We start from the raw sequence: 25,447 nt of genomic DNA, 5'->3' as shown, positions 1-25,447 counted from the left end.
AACGACGTTTTTCCACAAAAGTTCCGAAGGATTTGCGGTTTACGTGTGCGGTGCACAAAGGCTGGAGGCGCTCACAGGCCGATGAAGGACAGCATGATGAAGGTCGTGAACAGGATGAAATGCGTCATGCCTTCAATGGCATTGGTTTCGCCATCATTGAGGTTGATGGCAGCGGCTATCAGGGTGATCGCGACCATCGTGGTCTGGACAGGGGTCATCGCCATCACGAAAGGTTGACCGGTGTAAAGGGCAATTCCCTCCATCACCGGAACCGTGAGAATGACCGTCGAAAGCGAGGCACCCATGGCAATGTTTACGGTGGCCTGCATGCGGTTGTTGAGGGCGGCGCGGAGGGCGGTGAGGATTTCGGGCGCGGCGGAAATCGACGCGACGAGAATGGCAGTCAGCGCCACCGGCGCGCCGGTGCCTTCCAGTCCGGCGTCTGCCATCACCGACATGAACTCCGCAAGGCCACCGATCAGGACGACGCCGAAAAGGATCACGGCGATGGAAGTGGCGGTCGATTGTGAATGCGCATGCATTGGCGCGTGGGATTGGTTTCGCGAGGGCCTGGGGGATGGATTGTCGACTTCTGCCGACCTGCTTTCTTCGGCAGGCGGCTGCCGGGTCGGATAGCTATAGGAGAAGAAGTAGCTGTGGGTGCCGACCTGCATGCGCAGGAAAAGCGCATAAAGCGCGATCATCGCGAAGATCGTGTAGAGCGAATAATACTGCCATTTGTCGCGCGGGATAAACTCGGGCACGATCATGGAAATGCCCATGGCGGTCAGGATCATCACGCCATAGGTCTTGCCGGAATCGTCATTGTAGGGCTGCTCGCCGTGCTTTAGCCCGCCGATCAGGGCGGCAAGGCCGAGAATGCCGTTGATGTCGAGCATGACGGCCGAATAGATCGTGTCACGCACAAGGGTCGGCGAGGCCTCATTGTTCATCATGATCGCCAGGATGATCACTTCCACCGCGACCGCCGAAAGGGTCAGGATCATCGTGCCATAGGGGTCGCCCACCTTGTGGGCGAGGATTTCGGCGTGATGGGCAACGCGCATCGATGCGATGACGATCGCGCCAATCAGCAGGGCAGCCCCGATGAGGGAAGCGGCCTGGCCTGTCTCCAGGATCGCGTGTTCGAAAAGATATGCGAGGACTGCCATGACAATCGGAATCAACAGGGAGCGTTCCTGGCGGATCAACGACATACTTGCATTCCTCCTGGTTGAATTGCGCAACGGCGAAAGCATTCAGAGGTTCCGCTCAAGCGCCTGTGACCGCATGACATTTGCGAAGCATCGTCTTTGATGGAATAATCATCTTACCGTGAGAGGAGAAGGCCATGGTGAAGATTGTCTACGAGATCGTGCCGCATGATGGAGGTTGGGCCTATCGGCTGGGTACCGTCTATTCCGAATCGTTCGCGACACATGACCAGGCGCTGGAGGCCGTCCGGATCGTGGTGGCCGAGCAGCAGGTCGGCGACGAACCGGTAACGATCAGCTTTCAGGACGAAACCGGTCGCTGGCTGGAGGAATATAGCGACGGTGGCGATCGACCGGAAATCGAGGTCGTCGATTCCTATATCACCCAGTCGCCCCCGCAGCTCTGATCCTGTTGGTGTCTTGGGCTTTTTTCAGTCCAATCAACCAGCTAGCAGGCCTTCTTCACGTGTGGGACATGTGTTGATGTTTTGAATCAAGAGGTGTTGTTCGCGTCCTGCCAACGTCTCGACTTCGCTATCGCGCGACGGTGGCGGCGAGGCCGTCGACGAGAGCGTTGTAGGTCGCGCGGTAGCGCGGTGTGGTCTTCAGGCTTTCATGCATGACGACGAACGTCTCCAGGCCGATACCCAATGCACCATGCAGGATCTCGACCAGATCCGGGTCGCGGGCTGCGATGGATGTCTGGCAGACACCGATGCCCAGACCGGCGCGGATTGCCGCCAGTTGCACCAGATTGCTGTCTGCACGGACATTGAAGTGGATGTTGGCAATGTCGGGCCGCGCCTTGAGCAGGTCGCGGATATAGGCCAACTGCTTGTCGAAGCCGATCAGGCGATGTGCAGACAGTTCAGCGGTGGACTGTGGCGTGCCATGGCGGTCGAGATAGCTGCGATGGGCATGAAAGCCAAGTGCGACAACCCCGACGCGCCGGCTTACGAGTGCTGCCTGGACCGGGCGTACCATGCGGATCGCGATATCCGCTTCCTGCTGCAGCAGGTCTTCGACGGCATCGGATGCGGAGAGCTCGATTTCTAGGCCGGGGTGCTTCTCCAAAAGTTCGGCCAGGATTTTCGGCATCGTTTCAACGGCTATCACCTCGGCGGCGCTGATGCGCACTGTGCCTCGGACATCCGTCATGTCGCCCGAGGCGATGCGCGACAGGGAGGATGACATGGCGGCCATTGTCTCTGCGTGGCCACGCATCGACAGGGCCTTGTCAGTCGGCAGCAGGCCTTGCGGACCGCGCAGGAAAAGCGCTGCGCCAAAGGCGTCTTCCAGCGCCTCGATATGCCGTCCAGTCGTCGGTTGCGTCAGACCGAGACTACGCGCGGCAGCCGACAAGGAGCCGGTCTGCAGCACGGCGAGGAAGGTTCGGTAATAGTCCCAGCTGACGCGATCGATTGCCATACATAAAAGTATAGCTGATCTATAAAAATAGACAATTCTGAATGTCGTTTGTCGGTGTCATTGTTTGCCCAGTTCACTGAAGGAGCAAACATGACCTATCCCCCTCGTTTTCTAGAACAGCCGCTTGCACTGGTCCTTGGTGCCACAGGCGGCGTTGGTGGCGCGCTGGCCGAAGCCCTGGTGAAGCGGGGCTACCGTGTCCGCGCGATGCATCGGCGTCCCGAGCAGCTTGCCAAGGCCCATCCGGCCTATGAGTGGGTCAAGGGCGATGCAATGAATGCGGCGGATGTGCGGGCCGCCGCCGAAGGGGCAGGCGTGATCGTCCATGGTGTCAACCCGCCCGGCTACCGGAACTGGGGAGAGCTGGTGCTGCCGATGATCGACAATACCATCGCCGCCGCGCAAGCGGTTGGTGCGCGGATACTGATGCCGGGGACGATCTACAATTTCGGTCCGGACAGCTTCCCGCTTCTGGTCGAGGACAGCCTTCAGGCTCCGCTGACCTCCAAGGGCCGGATCCGCGTCGAGCTTGAGCGTAGGTTGGAAGCCGCAGCGCGTGACGGCACACAGGTCATTCTCGTCCGCGCAGGGGATTTCTTTGGGCCGAATGCGGGCAACAACTGGTTTGCACAAGGATTGATCAAGCCAGGAAAACCGGTCCGGTTCGTGATTAATCCCGGAAGACAGGGGGCGGGACATGCCTGGGCCTATCTGCCGGATGTGGCAGAGACCTTCCTGCGGCTTCTGGAGCGGGCAGACCGTTTGCCGGCTTTTGGTCGCTACCACATGGACGGTTTCTTCGACGAAGACGGGCTGCAGATGGCCGGAGCGATCCGTCGTGTTGTCGGGCAGCCCGATATCCGCGTCTGGTCTTTCCCTTGGGCTTTGGCCGGTTTGGCGCGTCCATTCATGCCCTTGCTCCGGGAGATACACGAGATGCGCTATCTTTGGCGCCAGACGATCCGCCTCGACAACACGCGGCTGAGGGCCGTTCTGGGCGAAGAACCGCATACGCCGATCGATCTTGCGGTCACGGCGACCTTAACGAGCCTCGGCTGTCTTGGAGAGCCTTCGTCCCCGAAAGGTTCGCGCTTCGGCCTGCAGGCATCGGAGGCAGGACGATGACAGCATCAGTAACCGTTGAAACGGGTCATTGGCGCACTGGGTTTACGGCTTTGGCGGCCCTGACCATCGTCGGCATTGGCGGACAGTTCTACCTGGCCGGCATGGCGGTGTTCGGCGCCGGACACGGCTGGGACCTGCATGCCATGATGGGCGGGGTACTGTCTCTGCCGATCCTGCTAATGCTGGGTCTGGCTTTTCTTGTGCCTGGTCTCGGTAGCCTGCGGGGATCGGCAAGCGTGCTGGCGGGGCTCTATCTGGTGCAGGTCACTCTGGCTGCGCTTGGCTCGGGCATACCGTATATCGGCGCTCTGCATCCACTGAACGGCCTGGCGATGGATGGTGTCGCAATTGCTCTGGCGCGGGCAAGCGTCAGAAGGCGTGAAAATTAAGGAAAAACACCAAAGCCCCAGCGCGAGCCGGGGCTTTGGTTTCATGCGCTAAATCAGGCGAGCGCCGGGTAGGTGGTGTAACCCTGCTTACCGCCGCCGTAAAATGTCGAGCTATCGACCTCGTTGAGCGGGGCTTCTTCCTTCAGGCGACGGACCAGATCGGGGTTGGCGATGAAAGGCTTGCCGAAGGCGACGACATCGGCATAGCCGCTTTCAACGGCTTCGATCGCCGTGTCGCGGTCATAACCGTTGTTGACCATCCAGGCACCCTTGCCACCCTTGGCGCGGTAGGCTGCCTTGAGGGCTGCCCAGTCGAAGGGCAGGACGTCACGAGGGCCGCCGGTCGCGCCTTCGACGACGTGGATGAAGGCGAGGTCATAGGCGGCCAGTTTTTCGACCAGGGCCGTGTAGACAGCCGTCGGATCGGGATCGGATACGTCATTGGCCGGGGTGGTTGGCGAAATGCGGATGCCGGTGCGACCGCCGCCGATTTCCTTGGCTACGGCTTCGGCAACCTCCAGCGTCAGGCGGATACGGTTGTCGATCGAGCCGCCATAGGCGTCGGTGCGCTGGTTACTGCTGGAGCGCATGAACTGCTCGAGCAGATAGCCGTTGGCGGCATGGATCTCGACGCCGTCGAAGCCGGCATCGATCGCGGCACGGGCGGCCTTGCGATAGTCTTCCAGCAGGCCCGGAATCTCGTTCAGTTCCAGTGCGCGCGGCTCCGACGTCTCGGCAAATGCGCCGGTGCCATCGGCGTTCAGGATGTAGGTCTTGGACTTCGCCTGGATGGCCGAGGGCGCCACCGGCTTGCCGCCATTCGGCTGAAGCGAGGTGTGCGAGATGCGGCCGACATGCCAGATCTGGGTGACGATCTTGCCGCCAGCTTCATGCACTGCGTCAGTAACGCGTTTCCAGCCTTCGATGGCTTCCGGCAGATAGAGGCCCGGAACATCGGCGTAGCCCTGACCCTGATGGGTGATGGCCGTGCCTTCGGTGATGATCAGGCCTGCACCGGCGCGCTGGCGATAGTATTCGACATTGAGATCGTTCGGAACGGCACCTGGGGAACGGTTGCGGGTCAGCGGTGCCATGGCAACGCGGTTGGCAACGGCGATATCGCCCACGGTGGTCGATTGAAAAAGCTTGGACATGAAACCTCTCGGGAGTTTTCCAATGATGGGAGGGGAGGAGCATTGGAAGTTCCCATTTGGGGTTTCAAAGCTTGCTGTTCAAGTCCTGAATAAACTCGGAAATGCTCTGTTCGTTGCGCCTGTAAAGCACACGCTGACCCACGCGTTTGGACGCGATCAGGCCGGCTCGCTGGAGTGTGGCGAGGTGAGCGGAGACTGCAGATTGGGACAAACCGGATCGTTCAAACTGTCCTGCGCTGATGCCCTCTTTGGCTTCTTCGCTGGCGACGCCGAAATATTCGAGCGGATCCTTCAACCAGATGAGCATTTCAAGCCGCGCCGGATGGGCCAGCGCCTTCATGACGTCTTCCAAAGAGATTTCTCCTCCGTGTAAGTTACGCATGTGACATAGGCTAATATTGATTATCGTCAAGTTTTCGGCATGTCAAAAAGACCGAAGCCCTTGGCCGAATGTGGACGTGTCAGAAAAGCGATCGTAAATTTGGCAAAAAAAAGAGGGCCACTGGAAAAACCAGGGCCCTTTAAAGTGTGAAGGTTAAAAACCTCCAGAGGGGAACAGCTGCTGCGGTGGAACTGGGAGGAAAAAGCCACCATATGCATCAGCTGAGTGCGATATGGTGGTTTTTTGCGCAGTGAACAATGCTTTTTTATGCATGTCAGTCATGCGTCAAACGCAAGTCTTAACTTTTCAGCCTGAAAAAGACTGCATTGCTCCGACGCTCAGAAGTTCCAGTTGCGTGCTTTGGCAACGATGAAGTCTCTGAAAGCCTTGAGTTTTGCCGCGTTCTTGATTTCGTCCGGATAGCAGAAATAGGTGTCGAAGGAGGGGATATCTGCGGGGATCGCCAACTGGACGAGACCCGGATCGCGTCCGACGATGTAGTCCGGCAGCATGGCGATACCGATACCGAGCAGGCAGGCGCGCTTGATCGATGTCTGGCTGTTGATCTGCAGATGCGGCATTCGGGCATTGTCCGACGAGCGGCCTGCCGTTTCGAGCCAGTTGACATCGAGCAGATAATTGGGTGCCGGCTCGCCGAAGGAAATGATCTTGTGGCTGTCGAGATCCTCGATCGACTGTGGCTCGCCGTAGCGGTTGATATAGGACGGTGCCGCATAGACGTGCATGTGCACGGTAAACAGCTTGCGCTGGATGAGGTCCGATTGTTGCGGTTGGCGCAGACGAATGGCGCAGTCGGCATGACGCATGTTGACGTCCAGCTCCTCGTTGTCGAGGAGAAGCTGGATTGACATGTCCGGATAGAGCTGCAGGAATTCCTGCACCTTATCGGTGAGCCAGCCCTGGCCAAGGCCGACGGTGGTCGTGACGCGCAGTTTGCCGCTTGGCTTTTCAGTTGTCTCCGTCAGCTGCATCTTGACCGTTTGCAGCTTCAGCAGGACGTCATGGGCTGTGCGATAGAGCAGCTCGCCCTGTTCGGTCAGAATGAGGCCACGGGCGTGGCGGTGGAACAGCTTGACGCCGATGTCCTGCTCCAGCGCCGAGACTTGGCGGCTGATCGCGGACTGGGACAGGTGAAGCTTGTCGGCTGCGTGGGTGAATGACCCGGCCTCAGCGGCCGAATGGAAAATACGCAGCTTATCCCAGTCTAGCGGCATGCCGCCCCCTCTCATCGCTTATTCCGCCGCTTGTTGAGCGGGAACAACGACGGCGGACAGGAAACGCTCGGCCTCCAGTGCCGCCATGCAGCCCATGCCGGCAGCGGTAATGGCCTGACGATAGATGTCGTCGGTCACGTCACCGGCAGCAAAGATGCCGGGCACGTCGGTTGCGGTCGAATCCGGTGCGGTCCAGAGATAGCCGTTGGACTTCAGCTTGAGCTTGTCCTTGAACAGTTCGACCGCCGGTGCATGGCCGATCGCCACGAATACGCCATCTATCGGCATGTCGACAATGGCGTTGGTCAGCGTGTCGCGCAGCTTCACGCCGGAGACCGACGGCGGCATCGGCGGCTTGGCCGGCGCACCGGTAATCTCATCGACTGCAGTGTTCCACATCACACGAATATTGTCCTTGGCGAACAGCCGTTCCTGCAGGATCTTTTCCGAGCGGAAGGAATCGCGACGGTGCACGACCGTGACCGACTTGCAGATATGCGACAGATAGAGGGCTTCTTCGACGGCTGAATTGCCGCCACCAACGACGATGACGTCCTTGTTGCGATAGAAGAAACCATCGCACGTCGCGCAGGCGGAAACGCCGAAGCCCTGAAAATGCTGCTCACTCTCGATTCCAAGCCACTTGGCCTTGGCGCCGGTGCATATGATCAGTGTTTCGGCCGTCCAGACCTGACCGCTGTCCGTCTTGACGGTGAAAGGGCGGTGACTGGTGTCGACTTCGGTGACGAGGTCGCTGACGATCTCGGTGCCAACATGGACCGCCTGGTTGAGCATCTGCTCCATCAGCCACGGACCCTGGATCGGATCGGCAAAGCCAGGATAATTCTCCACATCCGTGGTGATCATCAACTGGCCGCCCTGTTCCATGCCGGCGATCAGAACAGGCTTCAGCATTGCACGGGCGGCATAGATGGCAGCCGTGTAGCCGGCGGGGCCGGAGCCGATAATCAACACCTTTGTGTGGCGGGCAGACATGATGGATCCTTTCAAAACGGCTGACAGAGCAAAGGATCCGAGACATGGACCGCGCTCATATTTGTAAGCTCATTTATGAACGCTCCCCATGTTTATTCAAGGGCAGCTTTGCATTAGCAACAGGGCTTTCATCAGGGGCGTAATATTTGTGCGCATTCTGGACAGAATGTTGCGTATTTTGGCGGTTCGGCTAGATAACAGACGGTGATTTGGGAAAGGCCCGACCGTGCTGAAAGTGGAACTCGACGCCATAGATCTTCGAATCCTTCGGGAGTTGCAGCGCGATGGACGCATGACCAATGTCGAATTGTCGGAGCGGGTCGGCATCTCGGCGCCGCCATGCCTGCGGCGTGTGCGCAAGCTTGAAGAAGCCGGGATCATCGAGGGCTATCATGCGATGGTGAGCGCAACTAAGCTCGGCTACGATCTGGTGGCCTTTTGCATGGTCGGGCTGAAACATCAGTCCGAAGGCAATCTCAAGGCTTTTTCTGCGGCAACCGATGGCTGGCCGATCGTCCGTCAGGCCTGGATGGTCAACGGCGACAGCGACTTCCTGCTCCACTGCGTTGCCGAAAACCTGACCAAGTTTCAGGATTTCGTCATCGAGGTTTTGACCGCCAACGAGCATGTCGACACCGTGCGCACCATGCTCACCATCCGTCAGGTCAAGAAACTCGGACTGGTGGAAATCTGACGTCCGCCGGATGATGGCAGTTTAAGACAGTTCAGGCGCCGTACCAGGCTTTGCGCAGCCAGCTGACATCGCCGATGCGGCGATACCATTTCTGACCGCCGCCATTCAGCGCCTCGGCCATCTTCGGATTACCGGCGAAGACGACGATCCGCGCATCGAGCGGAAGCGACGGATTGCGCAGGAAGCTTGCAAAATTCGGCGGAACGCAGTCGTTCTTGAAGCTGACGCACCATTGGCGCGGCCAATAGCGCAGCTTGCCGGCGCGAAACATGTGGTCGCTCAGAAACTGCTGCTCGTGTTCGTAGTCGACGGCTGCCTTTGCCGGATCCGCCAGATAGTCGTCGAGTACATCGGTATGGGCGCCGAATTCATAGCGGAAGACGGAGCTATTGCCGACCATCGCCAGAAACGTGTCCCGCTTGCGGTTGAGCCAACGGAAGGGCTTGGTGCGAAACAGATCATCGTCGCGAATGATGAGAAACTCGCCCGGGGCCTCGAACAGGGTATCGAGGCTGCCGACAACGACCAGGTCGAGGTCGAAAAAAAGTGTGGGTCCGGAGAGACCGGCAAGGTCACTGGCGAACACCGACAGTTTTCTCCAGCGCGTGTCCGTTTCTCCGTCGCGCATCTTCAAGGCGGGAAGGGGGGCGGTTTCGACGTCCGGATCCAGTCCTGTGGTGTCGTCGGTGAAGCAGACGAAACGATGCGGGCGCTTCAGGTGGCGTTGCACGCCTCGGCAGAGATTGTTGACATATTCCGGGCCGTAGAGCGTGCCCCATTTCATGCAGATGATATTCACCGATGAGGCTTCTGGCTCCTGAGAGATGGCAGGGGCAGCGGAACTGGGGGCATTCATGAGCGTGTCTTGTTGCTTTCGAGTGATGGAGTCTCTGTCGGCGTCTGAGATATAGTGTTTCGCCCTGACAGAGTGCGGGTGTCAGCCGGCCAAGAGGTTTTCATAGATATGCTGCAAACCTTGCGCTTCGCCCTCAATAGAAAAAGACCCGTGGGTTCTTTCGATCGCGCGCTGTCCGGCAGTTGTCCGCCGCTCCGCATTGTCCATCAGAAGCGTGGTGGCTTTCACCATGGCCGCGGTGCTGGTGTCTTCGAGCAGGACGCCGGTTTCATGGTCGCCCACTGCGATCAATTCACGAAATGCGCCGACATCGGTCGCGATCACCGGCACGCCGGAAGCCATTGCCTCCAGGGGGGTGAGGCCGAAACCTTCCCAGCGCTGCGGCGCGACAAACAGGTCGAGGGCGCGGTACCAGTCATTGATATTGGTATGCTCGCCGACAAAAAGAATTCGGTCCTGAAGTCCCGCTAAGTGGACCTTGTCCTTCAGGCCCCGCTCGAAGTCTGCATGTTTGGCCGTGGCGCGGCCCGCGACGATTGCGATCCAGTCCGGCCGTGTTGGCAGGAGTTCGATCATCGCGTCGATGAAAATGTCGGTACCCTTCTGGTGGCGGACGCGGCCGAAACAGCCGACATGGTTTTGCTGCGGGTTCAGTCCTAGGGCCTGCTTGGCTGCAGCCTTGTTGGCCGCAGGGCGGAAACGCTGCTCGTCGATGCCATGCATGACCACCGTATTCGGTACGGTCAAATAGGTCGAGGTTTTGGCGCTGGTCGCGACAACCGCATCCATTCGCGAGACGAGAAATTTCGTCCAGCGGGAATGCTTGCGCTGTGAGGCGGAGGTGAAGACGAGTTTCAGCGGCATGCGCAGGATGTCGCGCAAGACGAGGCCCGGCAACATCTCGATGTTGCGGCGGGCGTGCCAGACGCGGACTTTACCGTCTTTCGGCTTGCGCCAAAGCTTCCACAGATCGACAAACCGGATATGGGGCAGGTGCGCCGGCAATCCAGGCCCGATCACCGCAACGCGGTGGCCGAGCCTGTTCTGGACCGGTACAAGCTGGATGATCGTCGAGGTGACGCCGGAGAGACGCTGCTTGAAATTCGGCGCAATCACGAGGATCTCGGATGGATCCACGTAAGTTGTCGGTTCGGATGCCACATGCGTCTCCTGGGTGATCAGCCCCACTGAACGGCGAGGATTTCGTAGGCCTTCGAACCGCCAGGCGCGACGACCTCAATATTGTCGCCGACTTCCTTGCCGATCAGGGCGCGGGCAATCGGCGAGGAGATCGAGATGCGACCAGCCTTGACGTCGGCTTCCTGGTCGCCGACGATCTGGTAGGTCTTCTCTTCGTCGGTGTCTTCATCGATCAACTTGACCGTGGCGCCGAACTTGATCTTGGAACCGGACATCTTGGAGAGGTCGATCACCTCTGCGCGCGCGACCAGGTCTTCCAGTTCGCCGACGCGACCTTCGTTGTGGCTCTGGGCTTCCTTCGCAGCATGATATTCCGCGTTCTCGGAAAGATCGCCATGGGCGCGTGCTTCAGCGATTGCCTCGATGATGCGCGGACGTTCCTCCTGCTGGCGCCAGCGAAGCTCTTCGTTCAGCTTGACGAAGCCGTTCTGCGTCATCGGTACTTTGTCTACCATTACCTCTTCCTTCGGTCTTAGCGTCCGCGAGCGCGGGCACAAAAGAAAACAGGTTCCGAAGCAAAGCTACGGAACCGTGTCACAAATCACATCTGTCGGGACTATAGCAGATTGCCAGACGCAATTTCCAGAGTTTTCGACAGAGCGGGATTCGCGTGTGGGTATGTGCTGACTGATGGTGGTTCAAGCTTATGATATTCCTATCATTTTCGTGAATTCTTACACTGCGTGCGCGCTACTCTTGTCAATTGGAAAGGCCCTCCAATGGCGATTGTTCCTCGCTTCTGTCTACTGCTTCTAGTTGCATTCGCGTCGGTGGCGATGTCACTTTTTCTTCTGTCGCTCGCGTAGATGTCTGCCAGGTTTTCCGCTACGAGCGATCGGGAATGTAGCCCGTCACAGCCTTTCAATCTTGACGACGGAAAAAAGAACATATAGTGAACAAACCTATGAGGAAGACACTGAAAGAACGTCTCGCCATTCTGTCGGATGCGGCCAAATATGATGCTTCCTGCGCCTCAAGCGGAACCACAAAGCGCGATTCTTCGATAAGCGGCGGGCTCGGCTCGACGGAAGGAGCCGGTATCTGTCATGCCTATGCGCCGGACGGTCGGTGTATTTCCCTGTTGAAGATACTGCTGACGAATTTCTGCATCTATGACTGTGCCTATTGCATCAACCGGTCATCGAGCAATGTCGAAAGGGCGCGTTTTACACCCGATGAAGTCGTCTGGCTGACCATCGAGTTCTATCGTCGCAACTATATCGAAGGGCTGTTTTTGTCGTCCGGCATCATCCGATCTTCGGATGATACGATGGCGGAGATGGTGCAGATTGCCCGCGACCTGCGCACCAAGCATGGCTTTCGGGGCTATATTCATCTGAAGACCATTCCGGAGGCGTCAGCGCGTCTGGTCGAGGAGGCCGGGCTTTATGCCGACCGTTTGTCGATCAATGTCGAGTTGCCAACGGATCAGGGCATGCAGAACTACGCGCCTGAGAAACGCCCGGCCGGGATTCGACGATCGATGGGCGAGCTGCGCCTGAAGATCGAAGCGGCAGGGGAGGCGACCTACACCGGACGCCGCAAGCGGTTCGTCCCGGCCGGGCAGAGCACGCAGATGATCGTCGGCGCAGATGGCGCCAACGATGCGACGATCCTTGGTTCCAGTGCCCGGCTCTACAGCAGCTATTCGCTCAAGCGGGTCTACTATTCGGCCTTCAGCCCGATCCCGGACAGTTCGCGCCATCTTCCGCTGATCAAGCCGCCGCTGGTGCGTGAGCATCGCCTGTATCAGGCCGACTGGCTCTATCGGTTCTATGGCTTTTCGGTCGCCGAAATCACGTCTGCGCGCGCCGACGGCATGCTTGACCTCGACCTCGACCCCAAGCTCGCCTGGGCACTGGCCAATCGGCAGGATTTCCCGGTCGACGTGAACACGGCCGATCGGGAGACGCTTTTGCGGGTGCCGGGTTTCGGTACGAAGACGGTCAAAGCTCTGCTGGCCGCGCGCCGGCACCGAACCGTGCGTCTGGAAGACCTGGCACGCTTGGGCGTCGTTCTCAAGAAGGTGCGGCCGTTCATCGTCGCGGAGGGGTGGTCGCCACACCGGACACTGGAGCGTTCCGACCTGCGGGCCGTGTTTGCGCCAGAGCCGGAACAACTGTCCTTGCTCTGATGCGAGCAGTCTCACTCGAGGGACGGGGCAATCTCGGCGAATGGCGTGATGCCGCGCGCGCCCTGCTGGCCGCGCATACCCATCCCGATGACGTGCGGTGGACGCAATCAGACGGGGCAGCGGATCTGTTCGGTATCGATCAGGTGCCCGTCGCTCAAGCCTCGGCTGACAGCATGACCGCAGCGTTCAGCGTGCCGAAAGCGTTTGTTCAGGCAGCCGAGGCTGCGCTGTGCCACAGCGAGCCGGATCGGTTCTCATTGCTTTACCGCATTTTATGGCGTCTGCAGCGCGATCGGTCGCTGTTGGGCGATGCTGCCGATCCGGACATCATACAGTTGAAGGCACTGATCAAGAATGTTCGCCGCGATGCGCACAAGATGACGGCGTTCGTGCGGTTTAGGGAGGGACCCCCGGGGCAGGCGGGCGGGCGCCGGGCTTTTGTCGCGTGGTTCGAACCGGAGCATTTCATCGTGGCCCGGACCGCGCCCTTTTTCCAGCGGCGGTTCACCGATATGGATTGGCTGATCGCCACGCCCAAGGGATCGGCGATGTGGAATGGCCGCAGCCTGGAAACATCGACCGTGCCCGCGGAAAGACCACAGGCCGAGGATGCGACGGACGAACTCTGGCGAACCTATTTTGCCAATATTTTCAATCCGGCACGGCTGAAGATCAAAGCCATGCAGGCGGAGATGCCGAAGAAATATTGGAAAAACATGCCGGAGGCCGATCTGATCCCCGGGCTGATTGCGGGTGCCGAGCAAAGGGTGGCCGAGATGGCGGCACGTCAGGCGAGCCAGCCTCCGGCTTTCCATGAACGACTACAAGCTGCATGGCAGGAGAGGGCGGATGATGAGGAGGGGGCTCTCAGTCGTGCTCCGCGTGACGCATTGGCCTTGCTGAAGCGCGAAGCGGAGACCTGCGAACGCTGTGCATTGCATTGCCACGCCACCCGGACGGTGTTTGGCGAAGGGCCTATCGATGCCGCGTTGATGTTTGTCGGCGAGCAGCCGGGGGATCAGGAGGATCTGGCCGGTCGCGCTTTTGTCGGCCCGGCCGGCACGGTTTTCGACCACGCGCTGTCGTCTGCCGGTATCGAGCGCGAACGGAGCTATGTGACCAATGCGGTCAAGCATTTCAAATACGAGATGCGTGGCAAGCGACGGATCCATCAGCGACCGAATGTCGGGGAGATCGAACATTGCCGCTGGTGGCTGGCGCGCGAACTGGAGATCGTCAAGCCGAAGATCGTGGTCGCCATGGGCGGAAGCGCTTACTTCTCCCTGACAGGCGAACGCAAACCACTGGAGGATGTGCGTGGCCATCCCGTCGCGCTTGCCAAGGGACAGATCCTGTTTGTCACCGTCCATCCCTCCTATCTGCTGCGGATTCCCGACGAAGTGATGCGGCAACGGGAAGTGGCGCGGTTTCAGTCGGACATGCAGGCGGTCCAAACGCTGTTGCGGCTGGTCTGAGGTAGCGCGGCCTTCAATGTGCCTGAAGTGCCGTCTCGTCGATATGTGCGCTGTCGTAAACGCGTTTGGCGACGACGGCGAGGACGAGAAGGGTGACGGCGGCAAGGGCGCAACAGATGGCAAAGCCGAGTGCATAGCCCGCGCGCGCCTCAATCAGCCATGTCGGCGTGGGGCCACCGAGCCTCTGGGCAATCTCAACAGTGCTGGCCAGCGACGACGTGATCGCCATTGCAGACTGGCTGTCGAGCCCGGAAAGGTCCGCGCCGGACATCACCATGCGATAGACCAGTGTTCCGAGGCTGCCGAGAACGGCCACTCCCAACGCGCCCCCGAACTCAGCGCTGGTTTCGGAGATGGCCGATGCCGAGCCGGCGCGTTCGGGCGGTGCCGTGCCGACAATAAGCCCGGTGGTGGTCAGAATTACCGGCACGAAGCCCAGGCCGATGATCATGCTGGAAAACAGGACGCCGACCAGGCTCGAATAGTAGGCGGCGACCGCCATGCTGGCCGCACCCGCCGCGTTGACCACAAGACCCAGCAAAACGGTTCGAACCGGTCCCAGGTGATTAGTGACGCGGTAGGCCTGAAAGGACATGACCGTGAAGACCAGCGAAGAGGGAATTGACCAGAGGGCGGCCTGCAAGGGCGTCAGGCCGATGACCAACTGGAGGAACAGATTCTGGAAGAGAAAGATGCCAAAGATGAAAAAGACGCCGGAGAGGTTCACCAACAGGGAAGCGGTGAAGGCAGGAATCTTGAACAGGGCGAGATCGATCAACGGGTGGACGAGGGTCTTTTGACGACGGACAAAAAAGTAGCCGACCAGCAATCCACCGAGGATAGGAACAATCTGGGATGGCATGAAGCCATCGGCAGCCATCTTCTTGAAGCCGTAGGTGATCGGCAGCACGGTCATCAACGACAGGGCCACGCTGGGAAGATCAATGCCGGATGCTTTCTCATCGCGATATTCCGGCAGCAGGAAGGGCGCGGTTGCGAGCAGCAAGGCCATGATCGGAACATTGATCAGGAAGACCGATCCCCAGTGGAAATACTCTAGCAGAACGCCGCCGATCAGCGGGCCGACAAGGCCGCCCAGAGCGAAGGCGGTTCCCCATATGCTGATGGCGCGATTGCGTTCCGCCTCGTCGCGGAAGAGATTGACGACAAGCGACAGGGTCGAGGGCGCAATGGTGGCGCCTGCGATGCCGAGCAGGGCACGAGCGATGATCAGCATGTCGGCCGTGTTGGCAAAGGCAGCAAAGACCGATGCCGCCGCAAAGAAGAACGCGCCAATCAGCAGGACTTTCCTGCGGCCGATCCGGTCACCCAGCGTTCCCATCGTGACGAGGAAGCCAGCGACCATGAAGCCGTAGATGTCGTTGATCCAAAGCAGTTGGGTGGCGGATGGATCGAGATCGGCTACAATTGCCGGCATGGCAAGAAAGAGCACCGAAAGGTCCATCGAGTAGATCAGGCAGGCTATGGAAAGGATCAGAAGTCCAATCCATTCGCGGCGGGTGGCCCGCTCAGGCATCACGTTTTGATCCAGCATCTCTTACTCCCGGAAACCGGCCGAGATTTTCGCGAATTACCAGAAATGGCAAGTGCAAATCCCGATTGCACTTGCCGGCGTGGTCTAACCGGGCGTCGTCAGCCCACAGACATAAGCATCCATTCGCGCCAAAGTCTGTTTTCCGCCATCAACGGCACCGAACTCGATTGTCGCGTCGCGGGCTTGTGTGGTCGGGAAGATCAAGGTGATCGTGACCCGGGTCTTGTCGCCCTCCGTCTGCAAGGTGATGACGCCGTCGAAATGCGCTGGCTCGCCGGCTTCTCCGCCATGGGCATAGGCAATGCGCGTTGGTGGGCTGATATCCTGATAGCGGATCCAGTTGGGCCAATCCTTGCCGTCCGGCCCATGCATCGTATAGCGCCAAAGCCCGCCAACGGAGAAATCCATCTCATGAGTTTCGTTGCGGAAGCCGTCTGGACCCCACCATTGGTCGAGATGGCCGGCATCGGTAAACATCTTGAACACGAGGTCGATCGGCGCCCCGACGAGGCGATCAACCTGGAGAATCTTGGCGGGATCATAGTGCGTTTTCATGTCAGCGGTCTCCTGCCGTCAGGTCGAGAACAGCTTGCAGCCGGTCGAAATTCTGCTCGTTGGCCGCAGCGATGTATTTCTGCAGTGCCAGATTTTCCGCGGTCGCATCGAACAGCATGCGCCAATGGAGTCTGGTGCCTTTGTCTTCAGGCTCGAAGCGCATTTCCATCGTGTAGATGTGCATCGGTTCGTGATGCAGGAAGGCAATATGCCTGTCGGGGATGATTTCCTGGAAGGTCGAATGGTTGTCGAAATCGGTGCCGTTTGCGGCGCTCATGGTGATGCGCCAGCTTCCGCCTTCGCGAAAATCGAATTCGTCGATGCGATTGGTGAAATCATGTGGCCCCCACCAGTGCTTCAGCTTGTGCGGATCGGCAAACGCCTCGAACAGGGTTGCGGGGTCGACGGCAAACAGACGGTCGTTGAGGATTTCCATCTTATCGGTCATTTGTGTCCTCCGTGTTCTTCGCCTCGGTCTCAAGTGTCGCGATATAGTCCTCGAGCCGGTTGAGGCGGTGTTCCCAAAGCGTGCGATAGTCTCCGAGCCAGCCGTCGACGGTCTTCAAGGGTTCCGGTTCAATCCGGCAGGGGCGCCATTGGGCGCTGCGTCCGCGCGAGATCAGCCGGGCGCGTTCCAGCACCTTCAGATGCTTGGAAACCGCCGGCAGGCTGATGTCGAAGGGGGCGGCCAGTTCGTTGACCGTCGCCTCGCCCTTGGACAGACGTGCCAGGATCGCCCGACGGGTCGGGTCGGCGAGCGCCGAGAGTGTAATGGATAGTGGATCGTTGCTCATAGTTAGCCGATCGGTTAATTAACCTATGGGTTCAATAGCGGTCGCGATGGGGAACGTCAAGAGACCTGTTCTGGTCATTCGACGCTGGATGCTGCCCGGGATAGGACGTTGAACAAGGGGGCAGGCGTGTGGTCCGCGGTGATCGCGAGGGCCAAGTGCCTTGCGTAGCGCAGCTTTCGTCCGGCTCCAGCCGCGAGGAAACGCCGAAGTTGATCGTGAAACGGGCTGTCTCGCCACGCGTCCTGACGTTGGAGCGTCTGGAACGCCCGCTGGTCTCCCTGCTCGTTCAGGATCGCTTCAACGGCTTGTCTGCTGACGGCACGGAGAAGTTCGTCCTCGAGGTCGCGATCGCACAGGAAGAAGCCGAGTTGCCTGAGGTCGGTCGCGTTCGACCACTGCGCCTGGTCGGCACGCTGAACGGCTCTCAGCAAGAGCGGCGCCTCTGCGCCGTCAAACAGGCCACTGATCAGCGGCTTCGCCTCGCTGGCCAGGAAATGGGAAAGGTAACGGCTCATTGAAGCGATGCCGCCGACGGGAACGACGACAATGCGTCGCGACACCAGATCGAGACCGAGTCGCAGGGCCGTCGTTTCGAGAGCAATCTGGTCGCTGATGCCTTCGACGAGAATGACGCTACGTGCGCCCGCTGCCGCGTCTATTGCCCTTGCGGTTGCCCGGATCGGCGCGTCAGGACCGCGTTCGTAGCCAAACAGATCCATGTCCTGCGGCCGAGAATCGACGGTAGGCGCCGTCGAAACCGGTTCGGGTCCATCGCCAGCCATGGCGATCATTGTTATCCGAAATGCGGAAACGGGCAAATGCCCGTTTCGTTGCTTGTGATGCCAGGAGCGAGCGCTCCCGGAATCCGATCAGAAATAGCTCTGTAGCGGACGAACCTCGAGCTGGCCGCCCTTCAGCGCCCGGATGGCTTCGGCGGCGGCGAGGGCGCCGGCCATGGTCGTGTAGTAGGGCACCTTCTGCATCAGGGCCGCACGGCGCAGCGACTTGGAGTCCGAGATCGCCTTGTTGCCGTCGGTCGTGTTGATGACCAGCTGGACCTGACGGTTGCGGATGGCGTCCTCGATATGCGGACGGCCTTCGAGCACCTTGTTGATCTTGATCGCCGGAATGTCGTTTTCGGCGAGGAAGCGCTGGGTGCCGCCGGTTGCCATGACCTTGAAGCCGATCTGGGTGAGGATCAGGATGGCCGGCAGCACGCGGACCTTGTCCTCGTCACGGACGGAGACGAAAACCGTGCCGTCACGCGGCAGTTCGACGCTGGCGCCGAGCTGGCTCTTGGCGAAGGCGAGCGCAAAATCCGTGTCGAGGCCGATGACTTCGCCGGTCGAGCGCATTTCCGGTCCGAGCAGCGTGTCGACGCCGGGAAAACGGGCAAACGGGAAGACGGCTTCCTTGACAGCAATATGCTTCAGGTTGCGCGGGTCGGGCTTTTCGCCGTAGGCGGCAATCGCAGCATCGAGCTTTTCGCCGGTCATGATGCGGGCGGCGATCTTGGCGATCGGCGCGCCGATCGTCTTGGCGACGAAGGGCACGGTGCGCGAGGCGCGCGGGTTGACTTCGAGCACGTAGATCACGTCGTCCTTGATCGCATACTGGACGTTCATCAGGCCGCCGACATTGAGCGCCTTGGCCATGGCGGCCGTCTGGCGCTCCAGTTCGTCGAGCGTAGCCTTGGAGAGCGAGCGCGAGGGGAGAGAGCAGGCCGAGTCACCCGAATGGATGCCGGCTTCCTCGATATGCTCCATGATGCCGGAGACGAAGACGTTCTCGCCGTCGCAGAGCGCGTCGACATCGACTTCGATGGCATTGGTCAGGTAGCTGTCGAACAGAAGCGGGTTCTTGCCGAGCAGGGTGTTGATCTGGCCGGTCTTGTCGTTCGGGTAGCGCTGCTTGATGTCCTCGGGAACGAGGCCGGGCACTGTGTCGAGCAGGTAGGACTGCAGCATGCTCTCATTGTGAATGATCTGCATGGCGCGGCCGCCGAGCACGTAGGACGGGCGCACGACCAGCGGGAAGCCGATTTCGGTGGCGACCAGGCGTGCCTGCTCGACCGAATAGGCGATGCCGTTGTTCGGCTGGTTGAGGTCGAGCTTCATCAGGAGCTTCTGGAAGCGATCGCGGTCTTCGGCGAGGTCGATCATGTCCGGCGCCGTGCCGAGGATCGGGATGCCGTTCTTCTCCAGCGCTTCGGCAAGCTTCAGCGGGGTCTGGCCGCCGAACTGCACGATGACGCCGACCACTTCACCCTTTTCCTGCTCGGCGCGCAGGATTTCGATCACGTCTTCGGCCGTCAGCGGCTCGAAATAGAGGCGGTCCGAGGTGTCGTAGTCGGTCGAAACCGTTTCCGGGTTGCAATTGATCATGATCGCTTCAAAGCCGGCATCCTTCAGGGCGAAGGCGGCATGGCAGCAGCAGTAGTCGAACTCGATGCCCTGGCCGATGCGGTTCGGACCGCCGCCGAGGATGACGACCTTCTTGCGGTCGGAGACCTGGGCTTCCGAGCGCAGTTCGCCGACGAAGGGCGTTTCATAGGTCGAGTACATGTAAGCGGTCGGCGAGGCGAATTCGGCCGCGCAGGTATCGATGCGCTTGAACACGGGACGGACGTTCAGGCCGTTGCGGAGTTCGGCGACTTCCTTCGGACGCTTGCCGGAGAGCGAGGCAAGGCGGGCGTCGGAGAAGCCCATGGCTTTCAAGCTGCGCAGGTTCTCGGCGTCATCCGGCAGGCCATGTTCGCGAACCCGGGCTTCCATATCGATGATCGCCTTGAACTGGGCGATGAACCACGGATCGATCTTGGAGCCGTCATGAACCTCTTTTTCGCTCATGCCGAAACGCAGGGCCTGGGCGACCATGCGCAGGCGGTCCGGTGTCGGCGTGCCGATGGCGGCGCGGATGGCGTTCTTGTCGTCGCCACTTGTGCCATTGGCATCGACGCCGGGAATTTCGATCTCGTCGAGACCGGTCAGGCCGGTTTCGAGACCACGCAGGGCTTTCTGCAGCGATTCGGCGAAGGTACGGCCGATCGCCATGACTTCGCCGACGGACTTCATCGCGGTGGTCAGGACCGGAGACGCACCCGGGAATTTTTCAAAAGCAAAACGCGGGATCTTGGTGACGACATAGTCGATCGACGGTTCGAAAGATGCAGGCGTCGCGCCGCCGGTAATGTCATTTTCCAGTTCGTCGAGCGTGTAGCCGACGGCAAGTTTGGCGGCGACCCTGGCGATCGGGAAGCCGGTCGCCTTCGATGCCAAAGCGGAAGAACGCGAGACGCGCGGGTTCATTTCAATCACCACCAGGCGACCGTCGGCCGGGTTGACGGCGAACTGCACGTTCGAGCCGCCGGTCTCAACGCCGATCTCGCGCAGGACCGCGATCGAGGCGTTGCGCATGATCTGGTATTCTTTGTCCGTCAGGGTCAGCGCTGGCGCAACCGTGATCGAATCGCCCGTGTGCACGCCCATCGGGTCGATGTTCTCGATCGAGCAGATGATGATGCAGTTGTCCGCCTTGTCGCGGACGACCTCCATTTCATATTCCTTCCAGCCGAGAACCGATTCTTCGATCAGCACTTCTGTGGTCGGCGAGGCGTCCAGGCCGGAATTGATGATCTCGTAGAATTCCGAGCGGTTGTAGGCGATACCGCCGCCGGTGCCGCCCATGGTAAACGACGGGCGGATGATGGCGGGCAGGCCGACGACGTCGAGTGCCTGGGCAGCGATCGCCATGGCGTGGCTCATGTAACGCTGCTTGCGATCGGTCTCGCCGAGGTTCCACTGGTTTTCCAGCTCGTCCAGCGCCTTGTCGAGGTCGGCGCCGGAAAGCTCGGCCTTGACCTTGTTGCGCTCGGTCTCATGGGTCTTGCGGTCGGCGTCCTTGATCTCTGTGGCATTGGCCAGCATCGACTTGGGCGTTTCGAGGCCGATGCGGGTCATCGCTTCACGGAAGAGGGCGCGGTCTTCGGCCATGTCGATCGCGGCGGGCTTGGCGCCGATCATCTCGACATTGTAGCGGTCGAGCACGCCCATGCGCTTCAGCGAGAGTGCAGTGTTCAGCGCTGTCTGGCCGCCCATGGTCGGCAGCAGCGCATCGGGGCGTTCCTTGGCGATGATCTTGGCAACAACTTCCGGCGTGATCGGCTCGACGTAGGTCGCGTCGGCGAGGCCCGGATCGGTCATGATGGTCGCCGGGTTGGAGTTGACCAGGATGACCCGGTAACCCTCTTCCTTCAGCGCCTTGACGGCCTGGGTGCCGGAGTAGTCGAATTCGCATGCCTGGCCAATGACAATCGGACCAGCGCCGATGATGAGGATGGACTTGATATCTTGGCGCTTGGGCATGGCTCTATCCGTTCTGTGACCTGCGCGAAAAACCGGCCAAGGTGATGAGCTCACCGGCCGGGCGCAGATAGATGGTCTTTTCAGGCTAGAAGCGGCTTATAGGGAAAGTTTTTGCCGAGCGGAACCCCATAAATGAAGGCTTAGCAGGAAAGTTGGGGAGTGCGAATTTCGCCTGTGGTTCGGTCTCGTAACGGTGGGCTGTCACACAGGTTTCTTGGCCCGGAGATAGGGCAGGCTTCCGTGTCCCTAGGATGTTAAGATGTCGATTGAAAAACTTGCACCGCGCCTCCATGCCTTCTCAAAATTTTACGCGCCGGGCGCCATCCGGCATCTCGGAACCCGCTACAACGCGTCCGGGACATTTCTGCCCGAGCCGGGCAATACCGTGGTTTGCCATTTGCCAGTCGGATCGGAAACCGAAGCAGCGATTGTTGCGGCACGAGACCGCTATCTTGGAATGCCTGAAGCGCGGCTTTTGGCATTTACGCCGATCTCCAGCCTCCACATGACCCTGTTTCAGGGGATTATCGAATATCAAAGAAGCCTGCCATTCTGGCCCAATGATGTGCCGCTTGATACGCCGATCGAAGACATGACGGCGATTTTTCTCGACAGGCTGGTGGGCTTCGAACCTTGCGTCGCGTTTGATGTCGAGGTGACGAGGGCAACCCCGAACGGATTGATACTGAGTGGCGTGACAGGCGAAGACCGGATGGCGCTGAAGGAATGGCGGAATCGTCTTGCCGACCTGCTCGGTTATCGTCATCCGGATCACGAAACCTACGAGTTTCATATTACCTTTGCCTATCTGATGGAGCGGTTCGACGATCAGGAAATTCTGCGCTGGCAGCCTTTCCTTGAAGACATCGTCCACGAGATTGCAGACCAGGTGCCGGTGATCGAACTCAAACCGCCGGCCTTCTGCATTTTCGACGACATGAACCATTTCGAGGAATTGCTGGTGTTTGCACCGAAGACGTCTTCCGCCTGAGCGCCACTAACCGGTAGTCAGCCCCGGCACGATCAGGACCTTGACCTCGCCAGCTGCCGGCGGCTGGGAAACGACGTCGACAGCGTCTTCGAGCGATACCTTTCGCGAGATCAGCCTGTCGATTTCAATGGCGCCCGATGCGACGAGATCGGCGGCGCGGCGATGGACGAAGGGGTTGATGAAGGAACCGAGCACCTTGAGCTCCCGAAACAGGATGTCGAAAGGTTCGATTTCGACCTTTGCGCCCTGAGGCATGACGCCGAGGATGACAACGGTGCCGCCGGCTTTTGCCAGGCGGAACGATTGCTGGACGGTTTCGGCGACCCCGGCACATTCGATGACGACATCGACACCGCCGGGCATCAGGCCGTTCGCGCCGGCTATCTGATCGATGATATCGTCCGTCGTCGGATCGACGCTTGCGGTGGCGCCGATTTCCTCGGCAAGCGCGCGGCGCGATGCCTGCCGGGTGGAAAGGATCACCGTGGTTGCGCCGGCGAGGCGGGCGAGTTGTAGGGTCAACAGGCCGATGACGCCGCCGCCGAGCACGACGACGGATGAGCCGGCCCTGATCCCGGCAATGTCGATACCGTGCAGGCAGCAGGCGAGTGGCTCGCAGAAGGCACCGTGCAGCGGGTCGAGACCAGCTGGCAGGAGAAACGCCTGTTTTTGGGGAACCAGGACGTAGTCGGCAAAGCCGCCGTCGCGGTGAATGCCGATGGCCTGCAGGTTGCGGCAGAGGTTGATGCGTCCGGCGGTGCATTGCGGGCAACGGCCGCAGGCGATGTTGGGATCGCCGGTGATGCGGTCGCCGACGGAAAATCCCGTCACCGACGTTCCCATGGCTTCGACGATGCCGCTGAATTCGTGGCCAAGGGTAACGGGCGGGGTCGAGGGGAATTCACCATGGAAGAGATGCCGGTCGGTACCGCAGACGCCGCAGGCCTCGACCCTGACCAGAAGGTCATCCGGTCCGGGGATCGGCTTGTCGATATCGCAGACGAAAAGCTGGCCGACGCCCTCCAGTCGCATGGCCTTCATAGGTCACTCCTCCCAAAGTGATTCAGTCTCGTTGGCGCGATTGTGGCACGCGTGCCCGCAGCGGGCCAGCGCCATCACAGCGCCTCGATACCGGACGGGACGTGTGCGGAGAAAATTGTTCGACCTTGGCGCTGTGGGCCCTAAATAGCGAGCGGACAGATGAAACCGGAAATAATTGATGATCACCGTTCACTATCTCGACAATTCCCGCGCGCATCGCATTCTTTGGCTGTTGGAAGAACTGGGCCTTGCATACGATGTGAAAACCTACAAGCGGACATCGGACTATCGAGCGCCCGACAGCCTCAAGGCAATACATCCGCTCGGAAAATCGCCGGTGATCGTCGACGATGGCAGAGTGGTCGCCGAGAGCGGTGCGATCATGGACTACCTGATCGAGACCTTTGGCGGGAAGACACTGCATCCGCCCGCAGGCACGGACGAGCAGCTACGCTATCGCTACTGGATGCATTATGCCGAAGGCTCGGCAATGCCGCTTTTGGTGATGAAACTGATCTTCGCCCGCATTCCAGGCCAGGTGCCATTCTTTATCAGGCCGGTGGCCAGAATGATTTCGGACGGGGTGCGCCGCAAGCTGATCGATCCGCAAGTCGCCGATCATCTGGCGCTGTGGACGTCGGAACTTGCCAGAGACGGCTGGTTTGCCGGCCGGCAGTTCTCGGCAGCCGATATCGCCATGAGTTTTCCGGTCGAAGGTGCCATGTCGGCGATCGGGCACGAACGAGACACCACAGTGCTCAGGCAATGGATGGAAGCGATCCGGGCCCGGCCTGCCTACCAGCATGCCCTGCAGCGCGGCGGTGAATATCGCTACGCGAAAAGCTAAACCGCAATGGCGTGATGGAACGCTTTATCCTAATGTGACGTTGAGCAGGCGAATTGCAGCCGCGGAGGGGACAAGCATGGAATGGAAGGGCCGACGTCAATCGGACAATATCGAGGATCGCCGCGGCAACTCTTCCGGCGGCGGGATGGGGCGTAACCCCTTCGGTCGATCGGGCATCCAGATCCCAATGGGCGGTCGTCGCGGCGGTGGCTTGAGCATCGGCACGATCATCTTTCTTGTGGTGATCTATTTCATTCTCAAGGCCATGGGCATCGACATGCTGCAGGTCCTGGGCGAGGGCAATGTGTCCGGCTCGGGATCCGGCTATGAACAGCAGGTCGGCCAAGCGCCGTCCGGCCCCGCCAATGACGAGATGACGGCCTTCGTCCGGACCGTGCTTGCCGAGACGGAAACCACTTGGGACGAGATATTCAAGGCGTCCGGCGCGACCTATCAGAAGCCGACCATGGTCCTGTTCGATGGCGGAACCAGTTCGCCCTGCGGGCAAGCGTCATCGGCGACGGGACCATTCTACTGCCCGGGTGACAAGAAGGTCTATCTCGACACGTCCTTCTTCCGCCAGCTTGAGCAGCAGTTCGATGCGGCGGGCGACTTTGCCCAAGCCTATGTAATCGCTCACGAAGTTGGTCATCATGTCCAGAACCTGACGGGTGTGTTGCCGGAATTCAACCGCCAGCGTCAGGCGATGGGTGAGCGCGAAGCCAACCAGATGTCGGTCCGCGTCGAGTTGCAGGCGGATTGTTATGCCGGGATCTGGGCGAAGAGCGCCGACAAGGAAGGCCTGCTTTCGAATGGTGATCTCGAAGAGGCACTGAATGCCGCCCAGCAGATCGGCGACGATACGCTGCAGAAGCGCAGCCAGGGATATGTCGTGCCTGACGCCTTCAATCATGGCACCTCTGCCCAGCGGATGACGTGGTTCAAACGCGGCTACGACAGCGGCGATGTCGGATCCTGCGACACGTTCTCGGGCAATATCTGAGGCGCCTTGTTCACG

25 protein-coding genes are annotated in these 25,447 nt (G+C 59.9%); 9 read left to right on the top strand and 16 right to left on the bottom strand.

Annotated elements, in window-relative coordinates; all coding sequences use genetic code 11:
- Nucleotides 1-71: 71 nt before the first annotated feature.
- On the bottom strand, nucleotides 72-1,217 hold the full coding sequence (locus LQ231_RS15270) for a calcium:proton antiporter (protein ID WP_230171961.1): 1,146 nt from the start codon (nucleotides 1,215-1,217) through the stop codon (nucleotides 72-74).
- Between the two features lie 134 nt (nucleotides 1,218-1,351).
- On the opposite strand from LQ231_RS15270, the gene LQ231_RS15265 reads away from it, so the two are divergent.
- Complete coding sequence (locus LQ231_RS15265; protein WP_230171960.1) at nucleotides 1,352-1,621, top strand: DUF2188 domain-containing protein; 270 nt, start codon at nucleotides 1,352-1,354, stop codon at nucleotides 1,619-1,621.
- 127 nt (nucleotides 1,622-1,748) lie between these two features.
- Here LQ231_RS15265 and LQ231_RS15260 read toward each other — a convergent pair whose 3' ends face one another.
- The gene (locus LQ231_RS15260) at nucleotides 1,749-2,642 is read right to left on the bottom strand and encodes a LysR family transcriptional regulator (protein ID WP_230171959.1); all 894 of its coding nucleotides are present in this window, start codon (nucleotides 2,640-2,642) and stop codon (nucleotides 1,749-1,751) included.
- 90 nt (nucleotides 2,643-2,732) lie between these two features.
- Here LQ231_RS15260 and LQ231_RS15255 point away from each other — a divergent pair, with 90 nt between their 5' ends.
- Both LQ231_RS15255 and LQ231_RS15250 read left to right on the top strand, forming a co-directional pair.
- Complete coding sequence (locus LQ231_RS15255; protein ID WP_230171958.1) at nucleotides 2,733-3,767, top strand: NAD(P)H-binding protein; 1,035 nt, start codon at nucleotides 2,733-2,735, stop codon at nucleotides 3,765-3,767.
- Entirely contained in the window at nucleotides 3,764-4,156 is a 393-nt protein-coding gene (locus LQ231_RS15250) for a DUF6220 domain-containing protein (RefSeq protein ID WP_230171957.1), read from the top strand. Before LQ231_RS15255 ends, LQ231_RS15250 begins: the two co-directional genes overlap by 4 nt.
- A 53-nt stretch (nucleotides 4,157-4,209) precedes the next feature.
- Here LQ231_RS15250 and LQ231_RS15245 read toward each other — a convergent pair whose 3' ends face one another.
- From LQ231_RS15245 to trxB, 4 genes are all read right to left on the bottom strand, one after another.
- Nucleotides 4,210-5,310 (bottom strand): alkene reductase, encoded by a 1,101-nt coding sequence (locus tag LQ231_RS15245; RefSeq protein ID WP_230171956.1) that lies wholly within the window; start codon nucleotides 5,308-5,310, stop codon nucleotides 4,210-4,212.
- A 64-nt stretch (nucleotides 5,311-5,374) separates the two neighbouring features.
- Complete coding sequence (locus LQ231_RS15240; RefSeq protein WP_162742680.1) at nucleotides 5,375-5,668, bottom strand: helix-turn-helix domain-containing protein; 294 nt, start codon at nucleotides 5,666-5,668, stop codon at nucleotides 5,375-5,377.
- A 362-nt stretch (nucleotides 5,669-6,030) separates the two neighbouring features.
- Nucleotides 6,031-6,927, bottom strand: coding sequence for a LysR family transcriptional regulator VtlR (locus LQ231_RS15235; protein WP_007608436.1), 897 nt, complete (start codon nucleotides 6,925-6,927; stop codon nucleotides 6,031-6,033).
- 18 nt (nucleotides 6,928-6,945) lie between these two features.
- Nucleotides 6,946-7,923, bottom strand: a complete 978-nt coding sequence (trxB, locus tag LQ231_RS15230; protein ID WP_230171954.1) for a thioredoxin-disulfide reductase — start codon at nucleotides 7,921-7,923, stop codon at nucleotides 6,946-6,948.
- A gap of 226 nt (nucleotides 7,924-8,149) precedes the next feature.
- On the opposite strand from trxB, the gene LQ231_RS15225 reads away from it, so the two are divergent.
- Complete coding sequence (locus LQ231_RS15225) at nucleotides 8,150-8,617, top strand: Lrp/AsnC family transcriptional regulator (RefSeq protein WP_230171953.1); 468 nt, start codon at nucleotides 8,150-8,152, stop codon at nucleotides 8,615-8,617.
- Between the two features lie 31 nt (nucleotides 8,618-8,648).
- On the opposite strand, the gene LQ231_RS15220 is transcribed toward LQ231_RS15225, so the two are convergent.
- From LQ231_RS15220 to greA, 3 genes are all read right to left on the bottom strand, one after another.
- Nucleotides 8,649-9,416: a hypothetical protein gene (locus tag LQ231_RS15220; RefSeq protein WP_230171952.1), complete on the bottom strand. Its 768-nt coding sequence runs from the start codon at nucleotides 9,414-9,416 to the stop codon at nucleotides 8,649-8,651.
- Nucleotides 9,417-9,554: 138 nt separating this feature from the next.
- Nucleotides 9,555-10,634, bottom strand: coding sequence for a glycosyltransferase family 4 protein (locus tag LQ231_RS15215; protein WP_230171951.1), 1,080 nt, complete (start codon nucleotides 10,632-10,634; stop codon nucleotides 9,555-9,557).
- Between the two features lie 17 nt (nucleotides 10,635-10,651).
- Complete coding sequence (gene greA / locus LQ231_RS15210; protein ID WP_230171950.1) at nucleotides 10,652-11,128, bottom strand: transcription elongation factor GreA; 477 nt, start codon at nucleotides 11,126-11,128, stop codon at nucleotides 10,652-10,654.
- A gap of 449 nt (nucleotides 11,129-11,577) precedes the next feature.
- Between greA and LQ231_RS15205 the strand changes: the two genes are divergently transcribed.
- Together LQ231_RS15205 and LQ231_RS15200 are read left to right on the top strand one after the other, a co-directional pair.
- Nucleotides 11,578-12,807 (top strand): putative DNA modification/repair radical SAM protein, encoded by a 1,230-nt coding sequence (locus LQ231_RS15205; RefSeq protein WP_230171949.1) that lies wholly within the window; start codon nucleotides 11,578-11,580, stop codon nucleotides 12,805-12,807.
- Nucleotides 12,807-14,282 (top strand): UdgX family uracil-DNA binding protein, encoded by a 1,476-nt coding sequence (locus LQ231_RS15200; RefSeq protein WP_230171948.1) that lies wholly within the window; start codon nucleotides 12,807-12,809, stop codon nucleotides 14,280-14,282. The genes LQ231_RS15205 and LQ231_RS15200 overlap by 1 nt, the downstream gene beginning before the upstream one ends.
- 13 nt (nucleotides 14,283-14,295) lie before the next feature.
- Here LQ231_RS15200 and LQ231_RS15195 read toward each other — a convergent pair whose 3' ends face one another.
- The 6 genes from LQ231_RS15195 to carB all read right to left on the bottom strand — a co-directional run bounded on the left by LQ231_RS15195 (nucleotide 14,296) and on the right by carB (nucleotide 21,550).
- Nucleotides 14,296-15,837, bottom strand: a complete 1,542-nt coding sequence (locus LQ231_RS15195; protein ID WP_230171947.1) for an MFS transporter — start codon at nucleotides 15,835-15,837, stop codon at nucleotides 14,296-14,298.
- Between the two features lie 84 nt (nucleotides 15,838-15,921).
- Nucleotides 15,922-16,392 (bottom strand): SRPBCC family protein, encoded by a 471-nt coding sequence (locus LQ231_RS15190; RefSeq protein ID WP_230171946.1) that lies wholly within the window; start codon nucleotides 16,390-16,392, stop codon nucleotides 15,922-15,924.
- A 1-nt stretch (nucleotide 16,393) separates the two neighbouring features.
- On the bottom strand, nucleotides 16,394-16,840 hold the full coding sequence (locus tag LQ231_RS15185) for an SRPBCC domain-containing protein (protein ID WP_230171945.1): 447 nt from the start codon (nucleotides 16,838-16,840) through the stop codon (nucleotides 16,394-16,396).
- Nucleotides 16,830-17,186 carry a metalloregulator ArsR/SmtB family transcription factor gene (locus LQ231_RS15180; protein ID WP_113141820.1) on the bottom strand — a complete coding sequence of 119 codons (357 nt, stop codon included), beginning with the start codon at nucleotides 17,184-17,186 and terminating at the stop codon, nucleotides 16,830-16,832. The genes LQ231_RS15185 and LQ231_RS15180 overlap by 11 nt, the downstream gene beginning before the upstream one ends.
- A 74-nt stretch (nucleotides 17,187-17,260) precedes the next feature.
- Nucleotides 17,261-17,977 carry a TOPRIM nucleotidyl transferase/hydrolase domain-containing protein gene (locus LQ231_RS15175; RefSeq protein ID WP_230171944.1) on the bottom strand — a complete coding sequence of 239 codons (717 nt, stop codon included), beginning with the start codon at nucleotides 17,975-17,977 and terminating at the stop codon, nucleotides 17,261-17,263.
- A gap of 78 nt (nucleotides 17,978-18,055) precedes the next feature.
- Nucleotides 18,056-21,550 carry a carbamoyl-phosphate synthase large subunit gene (carB, locus tag LQ231_RS15170; protein WP_230171943.1) on the bottom strand — a complete coding sequence of 1,165 codons (3,495 nt, stop codon included), beginning with the start codon at nucleotides 21,548-21,550 and terminating at the stop codon, nucleotides 18,056-18,058.
- Nucleotides 21,551-21,809: 259 nt separating this feature from the next.
- Here carB and LQ231_RS15165 point away from each other — a divergent pair, with 259 nt between their 5' ends.
- On the top strand, nucleotides 21,810-22,541 hold the full coding sequence (locus tag LQ231_RS15165) for a DUF1868 domain-containing protein (protein ID WP_230171942.1): 732 nt from the start codon (nucleotides 21,810-21,812) through the stop codon (nucleotides 22,539-22,541).
- A gap of 6 nt (nucleotides 22,542-22,547) precedes the next feature.
- On the opposite strand, the gene LQ231_RS15160 is transcribed toward LQ231_RS15165, so the two are convergent.
- Nucleotides 22,548-23,582, bottom strand: coding sequence for a zinc-dependent alcohol dehydrogenase family protein (locus tag LQ231_RS15160; protein ID WP_230171941.1), 1,035 nt, complete (start codon nucleotides 23,580-23,582; stop codon nucleotides 22,548-22,550).
- Between the two features lie 178 nt (nucleotides 23,583-23,760).
- On the opposite strand from LQ231_RS15160, the gene LQ231_RS15155 reads away from it, so the two are divergent.
- Together LQ231_RS15155 and LQ231_RS15150 are read left to right on the top strand one after the other, a co-directional pair.
- The gene (locus LQ231_RS15155) at nucleotides 23,761-24,429 is read left to right on the top strand and encodes a glutathione S-transferase (RefSeq protein WP_230171940.1); all 669 of its coding nucleotides are present in this window, start codon (nucleotides 23,761-23,763) and stop codon (nucleotides 24,427-24,429) included.
- 76 nt (nucleotides 24,430-24,505) lie between these two features.
- The gene (locus LQ231_RS15150; RefSeq protein ID WP_113141813.1) at nucleotides 24,506-25,432 is read left to right on the top strand and encodes a neutral zinc metallopeptidase; all 927 of its coding nucleotides are present in this window, start codon (nucleotides 24,506-24,508) and stop codon (nucleotides 25,430-25,432) included.
- The last annotated feature ends 15 nt before the right edge of the window (nucleotides 25,433-25,447 follow it).

The sequence above is a fragment of the Rhizobium sp. CECT 9324 genome (assembly GCF_918741265.1).
Classification (GTDB): Bacteria; Pseudomonadota; Alphaproteobacteria; order Rhizobiales; family Rhizobiaceae; genus Allorhizobium.
Note: the sequence above shows the minus strand (reverse complement) of the source record. Positions and strands in the feature narration are given on the sequence as shown.